We start from the raw sequence: 16,529 nt of genomic DNA, 5'->3' as shown, positions 1-16,529 counted from the left end.
CCCGCCCTCACGCCTGACCGACCGCGGCGCGCTCGGCGTCCGCGGGTCGGGGGCGCCGGATCGGCGCGATCGGCGCCCGACCGGCCGGCAGTTCTCCGCCCTCCCCGAGGCGACCGTGCAGCAGGGCCGCAATCCGAGCGATGGTGCGCTCCTGGAACAGGTCGCCGGCCCCGAGCGGCAGGTTCTCCCGCCGAGCCCGCGCGACGATGCGGAACATGCTGAGCGAATCTGCGCCCAGGGCAATCAGGTCATCCTCTCGCGCGACGACGGAGAGACCCAGCACCTCCCGCCAGATCGCCGCCAGCGTCGCTTCCAAGACATCGTCCGCTGTCGTGACCGGCTCGGGCGCGGGTTTGAGGAGAAGCGGTATCGCGGCGGCCGGCTCGGCGAAGCCTGAAGGCCGGGTCTCCGGGGCGGGCAGCGCCTTGCGGTCGATCTTGCCGCTCGCCGTCAGCGGCAATGCCGACAACCGGACCCATTCCGAGGGGATCATGTAGTCCGGGAGTTCGCGGGCGAGCGCCGCGCGCAGGTTTCGTAAGGTGGGGGCTGCCTCGCCGTCGGAGCGCACGAAGTAGCAGACGAGGCGATTCTCGCCATCGCGGTCGGGGCGCAGCACCACGACGGCGTGCAACCCTGTCTGGCGCAGCAGCACCGCCTCGATCTCACCGGGCTCGATCCGAAAACCGCGCAGCTTGATCTGGTGGTCGACCCGTCCCAGGATCTCGATGCGTCCGTCCGGCCGGTAGCGGGCGCGGTCGCCGGTTCGGTAGAGCCGCGCCCCGGAGCATTCCGGCAGGGTGCTCACGATGAAGCTCCGCTGCGTCAGGTCCGGCCGACCGAGATAGCCGCGGGCGAGCCCGACGCCGCCGATCAGCAATTCGCCCGTGACACCGACCGGTACCGGCTCGCCCTGCGCATCGAGGATGAAGAGGCTCGTGTTGTCGATTGGCCGTCCGACCGTGACCGTCTCCTCACCCGGATCGACCCGCGCGGCCGAGGACCAGATCGTCGTCTCCGTCGGCCCGTAGAGGTTCCACAATTCGCCGCCGCCCTCGGTGAGACGCCGTGCCAGATCGAGCGGCAGGGCCTCCCCACCGCACAGCATCTTGAAGCCGGGGCGGGAGCGGAAACCCGCCTCCAGCAGGAGCCGCCATGTCATCGGCGTCGCCTGGAGCACGGTGGCTTCGCTCCGTTCGAGCCGCGCGAGGAGAGCGTGGCCGTCGCGCGCCTCCTCGGCGGAGGCAAGCGCGATCTCGGCGCCGCGGATCAGCGGCAGCAGCAATTCGAGCCCGGCGATGTCGAAGGTCACTGTCGTCACCGCGAGAAGGCGATCGTCGCGCCCGAGCCCCGGCGCCCGCGCCATGGAGAACAGCAGGTTCGAGAGCCCACGATGGAGTACTTCGACGCCCTTCGGCGCGCCGGTGGTGCTCGACGTGTAGATCAGGTAGGCCGCCCGCTCGGCCGGAACGCGCGGGAAGCGGGTCGGTGCTGGCCCGTCGAGCCGGTCGACCTCGATGACCCGCGGGCCGGCCTCGGGCATGAGGGCGCGGTCGGCGGCGAGGGTGAGCATCGCGCCGATCCCGGCATCCGCGACGATGCCTGCGCGGCGGGCAGGCGGCATCGCCGGGTCGAGGGGGACGTAAGGGATGCCGGCGCGCAACGCGCCGAGCATCGCCGCGACGAGGCCGGGCGAGCGGCGCATGAGGAGGCCGACGCGGGCGCGCTCGGGCAGAGCGCTGTCCAGCAGGGAAGCGGCGACACGGTCGGCCCATCGGTCGAGGGCGCCGTAGGACACGGTTTCCTCACCGAAGCGGATCGCGATCCGGTCCGGGTCGCGCCGCGCATGGAGCCTGAAGGCGCGGAGTGCCCCGACATTGAGAGGATGCGCGGTCTCGGTCGCGTTCCAGGCCACCAGCATGGTCTGCCGCTCGGCCGCATCGAGCAGCGGAACGCGCCCGACCGCCTGCGCCGGATCGCGAGCGAGATGCCCGAGAAGGGTGAGATAGTGCCCGATCCAACGCTCGATCGTGGCGGGCTCGAACAGGGCGCGGTTGTAAGTGGCGTCCAGGGTCAGTCCGTCGGCTGTCTCGCTCAGGCTGACGGTCAGCTCGAAGGTCGAGAACCGCTTCGGAGCCGGCGCGATGACGCCGCGCAACCCTGCTCCGAAGTCGATGGCTTCGGGGAAGCGCTGGAGGTTGAACTGCACCTGCGCCAGCGGCGGGCGCGCAGGGTCGTGCGGCCGGTCGAGCTGGCGCAGCAGACGCCCCAGGGTGCAGTCGGCGTGGACGGCAGCCTCCGCCAGGGAGGCGCCGGTGCGGGCGAGATGGGCGGCGAAGGGCTCGCTCGGGTCGAGCCGGGCCCGCAGCGGCAGAAGGTCGGCGTGGTGCCCGACGAGGCCGGGCTCGCCGAGGCGTGGCTGCCCCGCCACGGGCAGACCGACGACGAGGTCGTCCTGGCCGGAGAGACGCGCGAGCAGCACCTGGAAGGCCGCGAGCATCGTGGCGGTCAACGTCTGACCCTGCCGCGTTGCGAGCGCTTTCAGCGCGGTCACAAGCGGCGGCGGCAGGGCGGCGCTTCGCGTGTCGCCGGCAAAGCCGCGCAGCTTCGGCCGCGGATGATCGGCCGGCAGATCGAGCGGCTCGGGCAGGCTCGCATAGAGCGCGGCCCAGTAATCCAACGCCCGTTTCGCCCCCGCCTCCGACGGTGCGCCGCCACCTTTTTGCGTGGCTGGCGCCAGCCGCTCCGGGCCGGAGCGGTAGGCACTCGCGATCTCTTCGGCCAGGACTGCGAAAGACCAGCCGTCGCAGGCGATGTGGTGGGCCGAGAGGGCGAGGACATGAAGCCGCTCGCCGAGGCGTACGAGGTCGGCCCGCGCCACCGGGCCGGCGACGGGATCGAACGACAGGCCGGCCAGCGCGTGGAGCTCGGTGGAGAATGCCGCCTCCGGCTCGACCTCACGCGAGAGATCGGCCCAGCGCACCGGCACGGAGCCCGCGGGATCGATTCGCACCGTCTCGCCGCTCGGGGAGAAGCGGCTGCGCAGGGCGCCGTGACGGCCGAGTACCGACCGGACCGCGACCAGAAGGCGCTCGGCGTCGAGGGGGCCTTCGAGTCGAAGGGTGACGATCTCGGTCATCGCGGCGTTGGCGTCCGCGCCGAACTGCGCGGCGAGCCAGATCTCGGCCTCGCCGTCGGTCAGAGGCCGAGACGCCGCCCCATCCGCCCGCGGCAGAACCGGGACGGTCTCCTCCAGTACCTGCGGCTCAAGCGGCCTCGTGCGGGTGGATGCGAAGGTCAGCGTCAGCGTGCGAAGCTGCTCCTCCACGACCCGGCACACGGCGTCGAGCTGGTGCCGGAAGACCTCCTGCAGCTCCTCCGGCGTCAGGGTGGCGGGCGGCACGACCGACCGGTTCTCCCCGCCCTCGCCCAGCGCGGTCCGTGAGGATCCCACCGCCTGGAAAACAGCCTCGCTGTCGATGCAGGACATCCCGATCCTCGTCTGGCCGTGCGGCTCGTCGACGAGGGCCGGGCATCCCGCACAGGACTCCCGCCGTGCCGCCGGGGTCGAACCGGGCGCTCTCGGCGATCGGGCGTCCGATGAGGCACACCTGCCTTCGCGTCATGAGCAGGAGAGTCATCGCGTCGCCAGGAGTGCGAAAACCGGTGTCTCGGCCGGTTTCCTTCAAGCCCCCGAAGGACGTTGCCGCGACCATACCAGCGGGAGGAAGTCGATCATCTGCCTCCTTGGGAGTAGTGCTTCTCCGCTACCCGCGGGTCATCTCGCCGGGACAGGCCGGTGCTCTTCGAGGCAAAGCCCTATAGTGCGGAGTTGGGCCGCGACTCCGACGAAGCGGTGCCGGAGAGACGTGCCTCCAGCCGCTCGATCGCCGCACTGACCAGCGCTTTCGATGCGTGCAGCGTGCCGAGTTCGACCGAGGACATGGCCAGCATCACCGGCAGGAGATTGTTGGTCGGGCGGCCGTCGTCGCGGAAGAGGCGGAGGTCGTCGTCGGGCTTGAGGCCGACGCTTGCAGCGATCCGGGCTGCGTAGTTGCGGATCCGCGTCTCGTCGCTGGCGCAGACCGGGGCCGGCAGGCTCAGATCGAGCAGGCTGCCCTTCGGCAGCGAGGCCGCGATCGAGGGCAGCGCCGCTGCCTCAGCTGCCAGCCGGTCAGACGCCAGCAGGGCGGCGGGATTGGCCGCACCGGAGGGGATGGACGAGCGGACCGCGGAAGCCGGCGGCGTCGGAGACTTGGCCGCCGCCATGTGCGCCGCCTTCGGCACCGCCGCGGCATCCCGAGCCGTGGACTCGGTCAGGCCCGCTGCGATGTCGGCTGCCGGCCGTGGCGCGGAGACGGTCGATCGTGGCGCGGCATGGAGCGCGCGACCGGGATACCCGGCGAGCCGGGCACGGGCCGACCAGGGTTGCACCCGCAAGCCCCCCGTGGCGGCGGGCGCCGCCCGCGCCACACCGCCCCGCCCGTGCCGCGCGAGGAAACGGGCGCGCAGCGTTCCGCCGATGCCTTGGGGTGCGATCGTCTTGGACACGGCGGCCATCGGCGCCTGTCGCGCCGGACGCCTCGGCTGTCCTCCGAAGGGCGCCGCAGCCATCACGGGCCGAGGTGAACCGCATTCGGCCGGAGCCCAGCGGCGAACGATGGCGAGCGCCGAGCGCCTCCCGTAATCGCGCTGGTAGCGGCGAAGGAGCTGCGCCGCCGCATCGGCACCGTCCGCGGCGGTGGCGAAGCCGGTATGGCCCTCCGCGTCGCCGCCGAGTTCGCCGCTCCAGCGCGCCTGCTTGATGCACCAGTAATTGTTGAGCCGCACGCAACGGGCGACGAAGCCTGGCTCCGTTGCCGCGTGCCGGACGACGAAGGCGAGCGAGCCCGGGGCGAGGTTCTCGCCTGCCTGTTCCCGCCAATTGGAGACGGCCCGCGCCACGAGGCTGAAGCTCGGCGGCGGAGCGGGCGCCGCCTCGGCCGCGCGGGGAAGAGCCGGCAGGCGCGCCCGCGCCGCGTCGAGCGCGGGCTCGATTCGTGGCGCCAGAAGCGTCAGGGCGAGGAGCGTTTCGAGGAGCACGCCGGTCTTCCCTCACACAGTGTCAGCTCGGCTGTTCTCGTCAGGGAACGGCGCGGGGCGGCGAAGGGTTCGGTGATCGCTGCCGGAACCTCTCAATCATCGTCCATGTCAATCATCGTCCATGTCCGCCGCGAGCTGGCGTGGGCGCACGAACCGCAGGAGACGCCCGGCACCCGTGGCGATGTCCTCCCAGCCCTCCGCGTCGAACTCCAGCACGGCGAGCGCCGCGGTCGGAAACTTTTCGCGCAGATCCTTCTGCAATTCCTTCGGCCCCTCCCCCACGAGCCGCAGGGCAAGGTCACCGAGGCCGGGATTGTGCCCGATGACGAGCAGGCTCTTCGCCTCCGCGGGGGCGGTGCGGATCACGTCGAGGATGCGCCCGGCAGGCGCCTCGTAGATCGAGGGTATCGTCTCCATCGGCGTCTCGGGCAACTCCGCCCGCGCCCCCTCCCAGGTCTCCTGGGTGCGCCGGGCCGGCGAGACCATGACATGGTCGGGCGTCAACGCTTCGCGGGCGATGTAGGCGCCCATCAGCGGCGCAGCCTCGCGCCCGCGGGGATTGAGCGGGCGGTCGATATCGCCCACGCCCTGTGGGTAGGCGGATTTGGCGTGGCGCAGGAGCAGCAGGCGGCGCATCACTGGAATCCGACCACGGCGTGCGGGACATAGGAGGCTTCGAGCCGCGCGATCTCGTCCCGCGTCAACGTGAGATCAAGGGCGGCGATGGCATCGTCGAGATGCTGGGGTTTCGAGGCGCCGATGATCGGTGCGGCCACGCCCGGCTTCTGGATCACCCAGGCGAGCGCCACCTGCGCCCGCGGCACACCGCGGTTCCGCGCCACCTCGGCCACCGCCTCGACGACCTGCCGATCGGATTCGACCGTGGCGTCGTAGAGCTTCTTACCGACGAGGTCGCTCTCCTGCCGGGCGCTTCCGGCATCGAAGTCGCGGGTGAGCCGACCGCGGGCGAGCGGACTCCAGGGCAGGAGCGGGATGCCCTGGTCGGCGCAGAGAGGGATCATCTCGCGCTCCTCCTCGCGGTGGAGCAGGTTGAGGTGGTTCTGCATGGTGGCAAACCGCGTCCAGCCGTTCAGGTCGGCGGTGTAGAGCGCCTTGGCGAACTGCCACGCGAACATCGATGAGGCGCCGATATACCGGACCTTGCCAGCCTTCACGACGTCGTGGAGCGCCTCCAGCGTCACCTCGATCGGCGTGGCATAGTCCCAGCGATGGATCTGGTAGAGATCGACGTAATCCGTGCCGAGTCGCTTGAGCGAGGCGTCGATCGCCGAAAAGATCGCCTTGCGCGATAGGCCCCCGGCATTGGGCTGACTTGTCAGCGGGTAATAGACCTTGGTGGCCAGCACGATGCTGTCGCGGTCGGCGTAGTCTTTCAGCGCGCGCCCGACAATCTCCTCCGAGGTGCCGTCGGAATAGTAGTTCGCGGTGTCGAAGAAGTTGATCCCGAAATCGAGCGCCCGCTTGATCAGCGGCCGGCTCTCCTCTTCCCGCATGGTCCACGAATGTGGACCCCGCTCCGGCACGCCGAAGGTCATGCAGCCGAGGCAGAGGGGCGAGATGTCGAGGCCGGTGCGGCCGAGTTTTTTCGTCTTCATGTCAGTGCATCGCAGTACTTCACGCGGGTGGTCGACGCGCAGTTACATGGGGCGCTGCCGGGGATCGTCACCGCGGGTCTGAGCGGTTCGCGTCCTTGGGATCCGTTGCCCTGTGACGAAGCCGTGACGAACACCACGCTTGTAAAAAGATTGCGCGCAATTCATGACGGGAGGCGTCCCGCTTGGCGTGATTCTAAACCGAGAGACTGTCCCATGATCCGGCTTCGCATGCTCCTTGGTTGCACGGCCGCGGTCGGCTGTCTCATGGGCGCCGCGCGCGCCGAGGAGGCCGACCCGGCCGCTATTGTCGCCGGAATGTTTGCGGCCGGCGGAAACCATACGGGGGTGCGTGCCAGCGGGGCCAAGGGTATCTGCCTCAAGGGCGAGTTCACCCCTGCGCCCGGCGCTGCCGCCCTGTCGAAGGCACCCCAGTTCCAGAAGGCGGTGCCGGTGACGGCCCGTTTCTCGATGGGCGGCAGCAACCCGAAGATTTCGGACAAGGCCAAGCCCGTCACCCGCGGCTTCGCCATGCGGATGAGCGATCCTTCCGGCGACATGGTGTTCGTCGTGATCTCCGCGCCGATCTTCTCGACGCGCACCCCGGAGCAACTTCTGTCCTTCCTCCAGGCTCGGGCGCCGGGTCCGGACGGCAAGCCGGATGCCGAGAAGGTCAAGGCTTTCGGGGCGGCGAATCCGGAGACGGCCCGTCAGGCAGCCTGGCTCAACGCGCGGCCAGTGCCGGCGAGCTTCGCCGGCGTCGATTACTGGGGTGTCCACGCCTACACGCTCACGAATGCGAAGGGCGAGACCAAGACGGCGAGGCTGAAGTTCGTGGCCGCCGAGAAGGCGGGTCTCAGCGACGAGGAGCTGAAAGTGAAGCCCGACAACTTCTACGCCGACGAGTTGAAGGAACGTCTGGGCCGGGGACCGGCCCGCTTCGACCTCGTCGCGATCCTGGCGGAGCCGGGCGACCCGACCGGCGATCCGACCGTCCAGTGGCCGGAGGAGCAGCGAAAGACCGAGATGCTCGGCACTCTCGCAATCACGGCGATCGAGCCGGATGCCACCTGCGACGCACGAACCTTCGACCCGGTGGTTGAACTGCCGGAGGGGATCGCCGGCCCGACCGACGATCCGATGTTCGCGGTCCGCTCCCCGGCCTACGCGGTCTCGCTCTCGCGCCGGACGAACTGACCGGCCTGGGAACGGGGCGGCTCAGCCGCCCCTGCCCTCTCGCCGCATCATGAAGGCGAGCTTCTCGAACAGGCTCACGTCCTGCTCGTTCTTGAGCAGTGCGCCGTGCAGCGGCGGGATCAACTTGGTACGATCGCGCTCGCGCAGGGTCTCGGGCTGGACATCCTCGGAGACGAGGAGCTTGAGCCAATCGAGCAGTTCCGAGGTCGAGGGCTTCTTCTTGAGGCCGGGCACCTCGCGGGTCTCCAGGAATACCCGCAGCGCCTCCTCGACGAGGCGGTGCTTGATGCCCGGATAATGCACCTCGACGATGGCCTTCAGCGTCTCGGCATCGGGGAACTTGATGTAGTGGAAGAAGCAGCGGCGCAGGAAGGCGTCCGGCAGCTCCTTCTCGTTGTTCGAGGTGATGATGACGATGGGGCGGTTGACCGCGCGGATCGTCTCGCCGGTCTCGTAGACGTGGAACTCCATACGGTCGAGTTCGGTCAGCAGGTCGTTGGGGAACTCGATATCGGCCTTGTCGATCTCATCGATCAGCAGCACCGGCCGCTGCGGGGCGGTGAACGCCTCCCACAGCTTGCCGCGGCGAATGTAGTTGGCGATGTCCGAGACCCGCGGGTCGCCGAGCTGCGAGTCGCGCAGCCGCGAGACCGCGTCATACTCGTAGAGGCCCTGCTGCGCCTTGGTCGTGGACTTGATGTTCCAAGTCAGCAGCGACGCGCCGAGGCCGCGGGCGATCTCCTCGGCCAGAACGGTCTTGCCGGTGCCGGGCTCGCCCTTCACCAGAAGCGGGCGCTCCAGCACGATCGCGGCGTTGACCGCCGTGGTGAGATCGGGCGGCGCGACGTAGGACTCGGTTCCGGTGAAGCGCATCGTTTACTCATGCGGAAGGGCTGAGCACGGTAGTTAGATTGTACGATGCATCGCCGCAAGTCTCCGGCGGCACCTAGCTGATTGCACCATGAGTTGAGAAGATTAGTGAGATATTTCATCATCACGCGTGATCGTGAGATTTAACGTTTCCCTGCCGCCTGCAATTTTCAGGAGATATCGTTTCAGGGGAGTTCGTTCTGCTTTTCGGCCATGAAGCACCTCTGCCGGGGGATCAAATCGGCCGTACGGTTGAAGCAGTTGTGGGATGATTTGACACCGGCCCTTCGGTGTGCAGAGTTGTGAGCATTGCATTTTGATTCTGCTCGAATAACATTTGAATAGAAATATTCAACGGCTTTGCTGACGGAGGTAAGATTCACGATGAGCTTCACATTCAATGATGACGCTATAATCCCCTTGAAAGCTGGTCACTCCGTCTCGAAGGGATGGACGAGCGCCACGGATCACAAGCCGATGGGCGTGACGTGGCACTGGACCGCAATCATCGACTTGGCGACGACGCGTCGCGTGCTCGGCGGCGAGAATGCGACGAACAAGGGGGTCTCATCGGCGCATTACGGTATCGGACGGACATTCGCTGAAGGTGTCGATCGATACGTCCGTCTTGATAATCGCTCGTGGCATGCCGGGAAAGAACAGCGGCTCCGTTGGGACGGCAAGAAATCAGACGGAAAAACCAAGGGTGCTCGTGCCTGTATCGGTATCGAAACATGCAATGTGGGCTACGAGCGGGCCGGCTTTCCCGCGAAGGACGACTGGATTACCGCTGTCGACACGGACTCCAAATGGGTGATGAAAGTCCAGCCCTGGACCGATGAACAAGTTGAGATGATGATTTCCGTCGGCAAGGAAATCATCGCGCGGTGGCCTCATATTCCGCATGCCCATCATCATGGCCATCATGACATCTGCCCAGGCTACAAGCAGGATGTTGCCGGATTTCCCTTCGCTACCGTTCTCCGCGGTATCTATGAGGATCCTTCGATCCCAGACGTGTGGACAGTCTTCTGGAGTACGATCGCGCGGCAGAAAGCCTTGTTATTTCTGGGATACGACCTTGGCCCATGGGGAGCCGACGGAAGTTGGGGCGAGTGGAGCCAACGGGCGCTGGATCAATTCCAAAATGATATTGGCGCGGTCAGACTTCCCTACTGGACAAGCTTTACCTGTTGGGACATGCACCGGGCCATCCGGGCCCGGGGAAAAACGATCGAGGATGTTGCTTTGTCTTGACTGAGTTGAAGTTTCTTTCCGAAGCTATTCTTGGGAGAGGTGCGATGACCGAACCGGTGGTCGATCGGCATTATTTTAAGCAGCACTTTCCAAGCTCTGCCCTCAATGGCAAGTCTCTCACGCCGGAGCGCATGCATGGCTTCGATGCCATATTCGATGTCTGGGATAAGATCGTTTCCTATGATGCCCTGGAATGGCTCGCCTACGAGTTGGCCACTGCATGGCATGAAACTGGCGCGCGCATGCAGCCCGTTCGAGAGGGATTTGCGACGACAGATAAGGATGCATATGACACGGTTACGAAATACTGCGCTAAAAAGGGCATCTATAATTACGCCACTCGTCATCCGAATGGGAATTCCTACTACGGAAGAGGATATGTCCAGCTCACACATGGCGTGAATTATAAAAAGATGGGCAAGCATCTCGGGATGAATGATCGGTTGTACGATGACCCGGATGCTGTCCTCGATCCGGCACTCGGGGCGACAATCCTCATTACGGGAATGATGGATGGGCTCTTTCGCCCTGCGAGTGGAACACTGTTTGATTACTTCAATGGCTCATCACAGCGCTGGTTCGATGCGCGCGCTCTGATCAACGGCGACAAGAATGTGAAACCGAAATGGGCCGGCGGCAAGAAAATTGGAACGATCGTTGGTGATTATGGCAAAGCGTTTTTGACGGCTTTGAAGTATCAGTAGTTTCGTTGGGCGGCGGCGCAATTCTTACGATAGCGGGCAGGCGATGCAGCGGATGCGCCTCGGTTGATCTGATGCCGAGGTTTTTCGCTTCCGCTCGATCGTCGAAGCTCATGACCCGGCTACAACGTCTTCCCGTCATGCCACACGCAGTTGGTGGCCAGGATGCCGAGGTTCACGTCTGACTTCTGCGGCTGCGGAAGCGTCTTGCCGTCCATGGCGAGGTCGATCTTGATTTCGACCTGTCCCTTCGACTCGTTCGAGCGACGGGAGAAGTAGCAATATTGCTGGAACGGCCGTTCCTCGTTGGCCTTGAAGTTCCAGCCGGTGACGATCTGCCCGTCGAGATAGGGCACCTGCTTGAACACCGTGAAGGTCGTATTCACCGGCGCCTGCGAGGCCGGCACGGCGTCGGTGCCGAGCTGGGCCTTGGTCGGCGTCGGCACCGCGTTGGCTTTCTGCGCCGGCAGGGCTTCGATCTTCAGTGTGTTGTCGGTGAGCGTGACCTCGCCCTTGGTCTTCAGCGTCACATCGGAGAGCGCCGTCTGCATGGCGCTGGCGATCTTTTCCGCCGCCGAGTCGAACTGGTTCATGTAGGCGTAGCCGTAGCAGGCGGCGCCGATACCGATCCCGGCGAGCGCCGAGAAGGCGCCGGCTCCGATCGCCCGCAGCAGGAAGGCGCGGGCGAAGTGCATCCGTGCTTCCGCCCGCAGGCGGCCGTTGACATGTTGCGCGAGCACGATGTTCTCGTGCGTGCCCTCGGTGTGGATGCTCATGGCCGGGCGCTCGACTTGAAGCAGCGCTCTCCGCCGAAGTGGCCGCCGGTTCGGCGCAGGAGAGCGCGTTGAAACAGGGATTCGAACCGCTCCCGATCACAGCGTGATCGGGAGCGGTTCGAGGAACTTACGCGGTCACGCCGGTCGGGGCGTTGCCGGATGTGTTGGCGGGCGGCGGGGGCGGCGGCACCACGGGCGCCGTGCGCCGCTCGAGCGGGATCACCGATGCGTCGCGCGTGACGGGTCTCGGCTGGGCCAGCGCCATCTCCTGGCGCACGCCCTCGGCGATGGAGGCGAGCAGGTAGGGCGTGGCCTCGGGGTTCACGGTAGCACCGAGATCGTCCTCGTCCATGAAGGTCTTGCGCACCGAGACGGCCGAGAGCGCCAGGATCGTCGAGGCGAAGGCGGCGCAGAGCGCCGGCACGAACACGAAGATGCGCAGGAAGGCGTGGACCTGCGCGTCGCTGACGTCGATCGGATCGACGCCGTAGACCATGGCGGTGAAGGAGTGGAGCTGCGAGCGGTTGACCGCGTTGCGGTAGGCCTGCTCGGCATCGGCGACCTTGCGGTCGGCGGCGCCCCGGTCGAGGAGCCCGCGCGCCTTGCGTGCCTCCTCCAGTTCCTTGACGATGCCGCTGCGGTCGTTCCCGGCCTTGGCCACCGCGGCGTTGAGGGTCGCGGTGCGCGGGTCGGTGACGCATTTGAGGTTCGAGTAGCGCATGCCGCGGCTGTTGGTGCCGTAGACGCGCTCGCAGCGCTGCGCCGGGAGCCCGGCGAGCTGAGAGGCGTTCTCGGCCGAGCGCTTCTCGATCTGCTCCAGTTCGTTCGTGTACTGCTCGACACGGGCGTTGGCGGCGGCGATCCGGGTATCGATGCTGTCGCGATCGGCCTGCGCGTCCTTGAGGGCGGTCTTGGCCTTGGCCGCATCCATCAGGCGGGGATGGAACATCATCTCGCCGAGCTGCGACACCGACTTGGTCGTCACGCCCGCGGCGAAGATGATGCCGATGATCGCTAGACCTTTCACGAACCACGAGCGCTGCGTGCGCGCCAGGATGCCGAGCGGCACGCGGCACAATTCCACCGCGGCGTAGACCAGCGGCGCGAGCAGCATGAAGTAGAACGCCCGCTCGTCGCCGTCGCTGTAATAGCCCGCGAACAGCCACGCGCCCCACAGCGAGGCGCCGATCACCATGAACTCGACGAGATAGGCGATGGCGACGTAGCCCCACTTGATGCGGTACCCGCGCTCGATGTCGCGCTCGTGCTTCCAGCGCTGCTGGTCGAGCACCCAGTCGCGCCGCTCGCGCTGCACGTCCCGGTTCGGAGGCTGTCTGCGGAAGAAATTCATGCGCTTCTTGGACTGCTGCGGGCCTCCGGAGGCGGCGGACCCGCTACCTCCTAACATCGCGTTACCCGAGCGTAAGCGCGTATTGTGCCGAAGTTGTGCCGGCCAGAGCGATGAGCGGTGGATGGCGGCGGAGCCTGACCGCCCAGGCTGGGTGTCTCCCGCGAAACGCACGCCGCGCTTTCGTCGCCGGAGCGAGAATGGTCCGAGATCGGGCGCGTTGTGAGGCACCCTGAAGCCGGGGCGCGAAAACCGCGGGCCGGCGCTGAAAACGGTTGCTCCGCGACCGGCTCGCCGCCCATGATGCGCCTGGATCCCCTGGCGGCATCGAAGCTGCAAGGAGCCGGACCGCCCTCCTTCTCGTCTTCCAGCGTCAGCGTACAACCCCGATGACCGACCCCGTGCAGGCCGGAACCCAGATCGCCGCGCAAGCGGGCGCGCATGCGGGCGGCTACCGGGAGGCGATCCTCTTTCTCGTCACGGCCGGGATCGTCGTGCCGCTGTTCCACCGCCTGAAGATCAGTCCGGTGCTCGGCTTCCTCGGCGCCGGAGCGCTGCTCGGCCCGTTCGGTCTCGGCCGCTTCGCCGACGCGCATCCGTGGCTTGCCCCCTTCACCATCGGCAACCGCTCGGAGATCGCGCATCTCGCCGAGTTCGGCGTCATCTTCCTGATGTTCATGATCGGGATCGAGCTGTCCTGGGAGCGCCTGAGGGTGTTGCGCCGGCTCGTGTTCGGCCTCGGCGCGATCCAGGTGGCGGCGTCCGCGGCCGTCATCGCCGCGATCCTCGTTGCGCTGGATCAGCCGGTGGCCGGCGCGGTCCTGGTGGGGCTCGCGCTCGCTCTCTCCTCCACCGCCGTGGTGCTGCCGGTGCTCGCCGAGCAGAAGCGGCTCGGCACGCCGGCCGGGCGCACCAGCTTCGCGATCCTGCTGTTCCAGGATCTGGCGGTCGCCCCGATCCTGTTCGCCATCGCCGTGCTCGGCCGGAAGGATGGCGGTGACCTCGGCGGCGCCCTCGCCCTTGCGCTCGGTCAGGCGGCGGTCGCCCTTGTGGTGATCGTAGTGGCCGGCCGGATGGCGCTCCGCCCGCTCTTCCACCTCGTGGCGCGAACCCGCTCGCCCGAGCTGTTCATGGCCGCCTGCCTGCTCGTCATCGTGGCGACGGCGCTGGTCGCGGCCGGAAGCGGCCTGTCGATGACGCTTGGCGCCTTCGTCGCCGGCCTGTTGCTCGCGGAGACGGAGTATCGCCGGGCGATCGAGGCGACGATTGACCCGTTCAAGGGGCTCCTGCTCGGCGTGTTCTTCGTCTCGGTCGGCATGAACCTCGACCCGGCCCAGCTCGTCGCCGCGCCGGGCGCGATCCTCGGCCTGTCGCTGGGGCTGCTCCTGATCAAGGGCGCGGTGGTGCTGGGGGGCGCCCGCATCATGGGGATCTCCCGCGCGGTCGCTCTGGAGACGGCGCTGCTGATCGGCCCCGGCGGCGAGTTCGCCTTCGTGCTGATCGGCGGTGCCATGGCCGCGGGACTGGTTCCGGAGCCGGTGGGGGGCGCCGCCCTCATCGTCACCACCGTGACTATGATCGCGATCCCCGGCCTCGCGGCGCTCGGCCGCCGGATCGGAAAGCGGGTGTCCAGGGAGGCGCTCGGCCGGGCGCGGGCCGAGCCGGTGCCGGACCCGCAGCAGAACCGGGTGATCGTCGCGGGCTACGGCCGGGTCGGGCGGCTCGTCGGCGAGATGCTGAAGCGCCACGCCATCCCCTACATCGCCCTCGATTCGGACCCCGCCCGCGTCGGCGAGCAGCGCCGGCTCGGCAGCCCGGTCTATTTCGGTGATTCCGCCAACACGGAGATGCTGCGCCGCTGCGACATCGCCACGGCCCGTGCCCTCGTGGTGACCCTCGACAATCCGCGTGCGGTGGAGGCGGTGGTGCAGGCGGCCCGCGCCGAGCGGCCGGACCTCACCATCGTCGCCCGCGCCCGCGACGCGCGCCACGCCACGCAGCTCTACGAGATGGGTGTGGACGACGCGGTGCCAGAGACGATCGAAGCCTCGCTGCAGCTCTCGGAGGCCGTGCTCGTCGATGTCGGCGTGCCGATGGGCCACGTCATCGCCTCGATCCACGAGCGGCGCGACGAGTTCCGCACCATGCTGAAGCGGCGGGAAGCGGAGGCGCGGCCCGCCTTCCGCGCCCGCCGCACGGTTGGCAAGGGGCGCCACACGGAGCGCGAGAGCGCGGTGGAAATTAACGCCGCCGAGGTGCCGGCCGAAGCGCAGCCGATCGGGAAGAGCGCCTGAGAGCGGGATCAGTCCGCCGCAGCGCCCGGCAGGGCAGCGACGAGACCGCGGAACCGGTCGCCGCGGACCTCGAAATTCGGGAACTGGTCGTAGGAGGCGCAGGCCGGCGACAGCAGCACGACGGGCGCCTCCGTCCCGGACCTGCGGGCGGCCTGCGCCGCCGCTTCGGTCGCGGCCTCCAGCGTGCCGCAGTGGGTGAAGGGCACGCGCCCTTCGAGCGTCGCGGCGAAGGCGTCGCTCGATGCGCCGATCAGGTAGGCGTGGGCCACGCGGTCGAACAGCGGCGCCAATGGTTCGATGCCACCCTCCTTCGCCTTACCGCCGACGATCCAGTGGATGTCGCGGAAGGCCAGCAGGGCCTTCTCGGTCGAATCGGCGTTGGTCGCCTTTGAATCGTTGACGAACAGCGTCGCACCGATCCGGCGCAGGGGCTCCATGCGGTGGGCGAGACCGGGGAAGCTCTTCAGCCCCGCTGCAATGGCCTCGCCGCTGAGGCCGAGCCGGATCGCAGCGGCGACCGCCGCGGCGGCGTTCTGGAGGTTGTGGTCGCCGAGCAGGGACTGGATGCCGGAAACCTCCGCGATCACGGCACCGTCGGGACCACGCACCGTGCCGGCGGCGCCGACGTAGTCGCTCGCCCCGTTGCCGTGGCCCTCGACATGGAGGCGGATGCGCTCGCCCGTGCGGCGCTCCGCGATGGCGGCGCAGTAGGCGTCATCGACGCCGATCACCGCCAGATCCGCGCCTGCCACCAGCCGCTCCTTGATCGCGGCGTAGTTCTCCATGGTGCCGTGACGGTCGAGATGGTCCGGCGTCAGGTTGAGCAGGATGCCGACGCTGGGCTTCAGCGAGGGCGTCAGGTCGATCTGAAACGAGGACAGCTCGACCACGTGGATGCGGTTCGAGGCGGGCGGCTCCAGCGACAGGATCGCGGTGCCGATATTGCCGCCCATCTGCACGTCGCGTCCGGCATGGCGCAGCAGGTGGGCGGTGAGTGCGGTGGTGGTGGACTTGCCGTTGGTGCCGGTGATGGCGACGAAGGGCGCGTCCGGCGCCAGGGCCGCGCGCTCGCGGCAGAAGATCTCGATGTCGCCGATGATCGGGAGGCCGGCCTGCTGCGCCAATCCGACCGTCCAGTGCGGCTCGGGATGGGTCAGCGGCACGCCGGGCGCCAGCACCAGGGCGGAGAAGCCCGACCAATCGGCCTCGTTGAGATCCGTGACGGTGATGCCCTGCTCGCGGGCGCGGTCGCGGCTGCCCGCGTTGTCGTCCCAGGCCAGGACGTCGGCACCGCCGGCCAGGAGCGAGCGGACCGTGGCGAGCCCGGACCCGCCGAGGCCGAACAGGGCGACCTTCTGGCCGACAAAGGTGGTGGCTGGCGTCATGGTTGTGTC

Annotated in this window: 12 protein-coding genes; 4 read left to right on the top strand and 8 right to left on the bottom strand. The window is 67.8% G+C overall.

The genetic code is table 11. The features are described 5' to 3' along the window. Positions 1 to 7: 7 nt before the first annotated feature. The 4 genes from FHU13_RS16330 to FHU13_RS16315 all read right to left on the bottom strand — a co-directional run bounded on the left by FHU13_RS16330 (position 8) and on the right by FHU13_RS16315 (position 6,695). Positions 8 to 3,487 (bottom strand): non-ribosomal peptide synthetase, encoded by a 3,480-nt coding sequence (locus tag FHU13_RS16330; protein ID WP_183436906.1) that lies wholly within the window; start codon positions 3,485 to 3,487, stop codon positions 8 to 10. Positions 3,488 to 3,816: 329 nt separating this feature from the next. After that, a complete protein-coding gene (locus FHU13_RS16325) occupies positions 3,817 to 5,079 on the bottom strand; it encodes a hypothetical protein (protein ID WP_183436905.1) in 1,263 nt (420 codons plus the stop codon). A gap of 108 nt (positions 5,080 to 5,187) precedes the next feature. Then, positions 5,188 to 5,715 carry a SixA phosphatase family protein gene (locus FHU13_RS16320; protein ID WP_183436904.1) on the bottom strand — a complete coding sequence of 176 codons (528 nt, stop codon included), beginning with the start codon at positions 5,713 to 5,715 and terminating at the stop codon, positions 5,188 to 5,190. Next, on the bottom strand, positions 5,715 to 6,695 hold the full coding sequence (locus FHU13_RS16315) for an aldo/keto reductase (protein ID WP_183436903.1): 981 nt from the start codon (positions 6,693 to 6,695) through the stop codon (positions 5,715 to 5,717). The genes FHU13_RS16320 and FHU13_RS16315 overlap by 1 nt, the downstream gene beginning before the upstream one ends. A gap of 228 nt (positions 6,696 to 6,923) precedes the next feature. Between FHU13_RS16315 and FHU13_RS16310 the strand changes: the two genes are divergently transcribed. Continuing rightward, on the top strand, positions 6,924 to 7,889 hold the full coding sequence (locus FHU13_RS16310; protein WP_183437016.1) for a catalase family peroxidase: 966 nt from the start codon (positions 6,924 to 6,926) through the stop codon (positions 7,887 to 7,889). 21 nt (positions 7,890 to 7,910) lie between these two features. On the opposite strand, the gene FHU13_RS16305 is transcribed toward FHU13_RS16310, so the two are convergent. Beyond that, positions 7,911 to 8,762: a MoxR family ATPase gene (locus FHU13_RS16305; protein ID WP_183436902.1), complete on the bottom strand. Its 852-nt coding sequence runs from the start codon at positions 8,760 to 8,762 to the stop codon at positions 7,911 to 7,913. A 381-nt stretch (positions 8,763 to 9,143) separates the two neighbouring features. Between FHU13_RS16305 and FHU13_RS16300 the strand changes: the two genes are divergently transcribed. After that, positions 9,144 to 10,016, top strand: coding sequence for an N-acetylmuramoyl-L-alanine amidase (locus FHU13_RS16300; RefSeq protein ID WP_183436901.1), 873 nt, complete (start codon positions 9,144 to 9,146; stop codon positions 10,014 to 10,016). 44 nt (positions 10,017 to 10,060) lie between these two features. After that, entirely contained in the window at positions 10,061 to 10,720 is a 660-nt protein-coding gene (locus tag FHU13_RS16295; protein ID WP_183436900.1) for a glycoside hydrolase family 19 protein, read from the top strand. Between the two features lie 119 nt (positions 10,721 to 10,839). Here the strand turns inward: FHU13_RS16295 and FHU13_RS16290 are convergent, their stop codons facing one another. Both FHU13_RS16290 and FHU13_RS16285 read right to left on the bottom strand, forming a co-directional pair. Continuing rightward, positions 10,840 to 11,493, bottom strand: coding sequence for a hypothetical protein (locus FHU13_RS16290; RefSeq protein WP_183436899.1), 654 nt, complete (start codon positions 11,491 to 11,493; stop codon positions 10,840 to 10,842). Positions 11,494 to 11,620: 127 nt separating this feature from the next. Further along, positions 11,621 to 12,844, bottom strand: a complete 1,224-nt coding sequence (locus tag FHU13_RS16285; protein ID WP_183436898.1) for an ATPase — start codon at positions 12,842 to 12,844, stop codon at positions 11,621 to 11,623. 386 nt (positions 12,845 to 13,230) lie between these two features. Here FHU13_RS16285 and FHU13_RS16280 point away from each other — a divergent pair, with 386 nt between their 5' ends. Then, positions 13,231 to 15,135, top strand: a complete 1,905-nt coding sequence (locus FHU13_RS16280) for a cation:proton antiporter (protein WP_183436897.1) — start codon at positions 13,231 to 13,233, stop codon at positions 15,133 to 15,135. Between the two features lie 8 nt (positions 15,136 to 15,143). On the opposite strand, the gene murD is transcribed toward FHU13_RS16280, so the two are convergent. Next, the gene (gene murD, locus FHU13_RS16275; RefSeq protein WP_183436896.1) at positions 15,144 to 16,520 is read right to left on the bottom strand and encodes a UDP-N-acetylmuramoyl-L-alanine--D-glutamate ligase; all 1,377 of its coding nucleotides are present in this window, start codon (positions 16,518 to 16,520) and stop codon (positions 15,144 to 15,146) included. Between the last annotated feature and the right edge of the window lie 9 nt (positions 16,521 to 16,529).

The organism is Methylobacterium sp. R2-1 (assembly GCF_014191355.1).
Classification (GTDB): domain Bacteria; phylum Pseudomonadota; class Alphaproteobacteria; order Rhizobiales; family Beijerinckiaceae; genus Methylobacterium.
This window is presented reverse-complemented; position numbering and strand designations above follow the sequence as displayed.

Excerpts from the sequence above, each read along its gene's own strand:
- FHU13_RS16320 (WP_183436904.1), bottom strand. The coding sequence starts at position 5,715 with ATGCGCCGCCTGCTGCTCCTGCGCCACGCCAAATCCGCCTACCCACAG.
- FHU13_RS16310 (WP_183437016.1), top strand. The coding sequence starts at position 6,924 with ATGCTCCTTGGTTGCACGGCCGCGGTCGGCTGTCTCATGGGCGCCGCG.
- FHU13_RS16315 (WP_183436903.1), bottom strand. The coding sequence starts at position 6,695 with ATGAAGACGAAAAAACTCGGCCGCACCGGCCTCGACATCTCGCCCCTC.
- FHU13_RS16285 (WP_183436898.1), bottom strand. The coding sequence starts at position 12,844 with ATGAATTTCTTCCGCAGACAGCCTCCGAACCGGGACGTGCAGCGCGAG.
- FHU13_RS16305 (WP_183436902.1), bottom strand. The coding sequence starts at position 8,762 with ATGCGCTTCACCGGAACCGAGTCCTACGTCGCGCCGCCCGATCTCACC.
- FHU13_RS16300 (WP_183436901.1), top strand. The coding sequence starts at position 9,144 with ATGAGCTTCACATTCAATGATGACGCTATAATCCCCTTGAAAGCTGGT.
- murD (WP_183436896.1), bottom strand. The coding sequence starts at position 16,520 with ATGACGCCAGCCACCACCTTTGTCGGCCAGAAGGTCGCCCTGTTCGGC.
- FHU13_RS16330 (WP_183436906.1), bottom strand. The coding sequence starts at position 3,487 with ATGTCCTGCATCGACAGCGAGGCTGTTTTCCAGGCGGTGGGATCCTCA.
- FHU13_RS16295 (WP_183436900.1), top strand. The coding sequence starts at position 10,061 with ATGACCGAACCGGTGGTCGATCGGCATTATTTTAAGCAGCACTTTCCA.
- FHU13_RS16280 (WP_183436897.1), top strand. The coding sequence starts at position 13,231 with ATGACCGACCCCGTGCAGGCCGGAACCCAGATCGCCGCGCAAGCGGGC.
- FHU13_RS16290 (WP_183436899.1), bottom strand. The coding sequence starts at position 11,493 with ATGAGCATCCACACCGAGGGCACGCACGAGAACATCGTGCTCGCGCAA.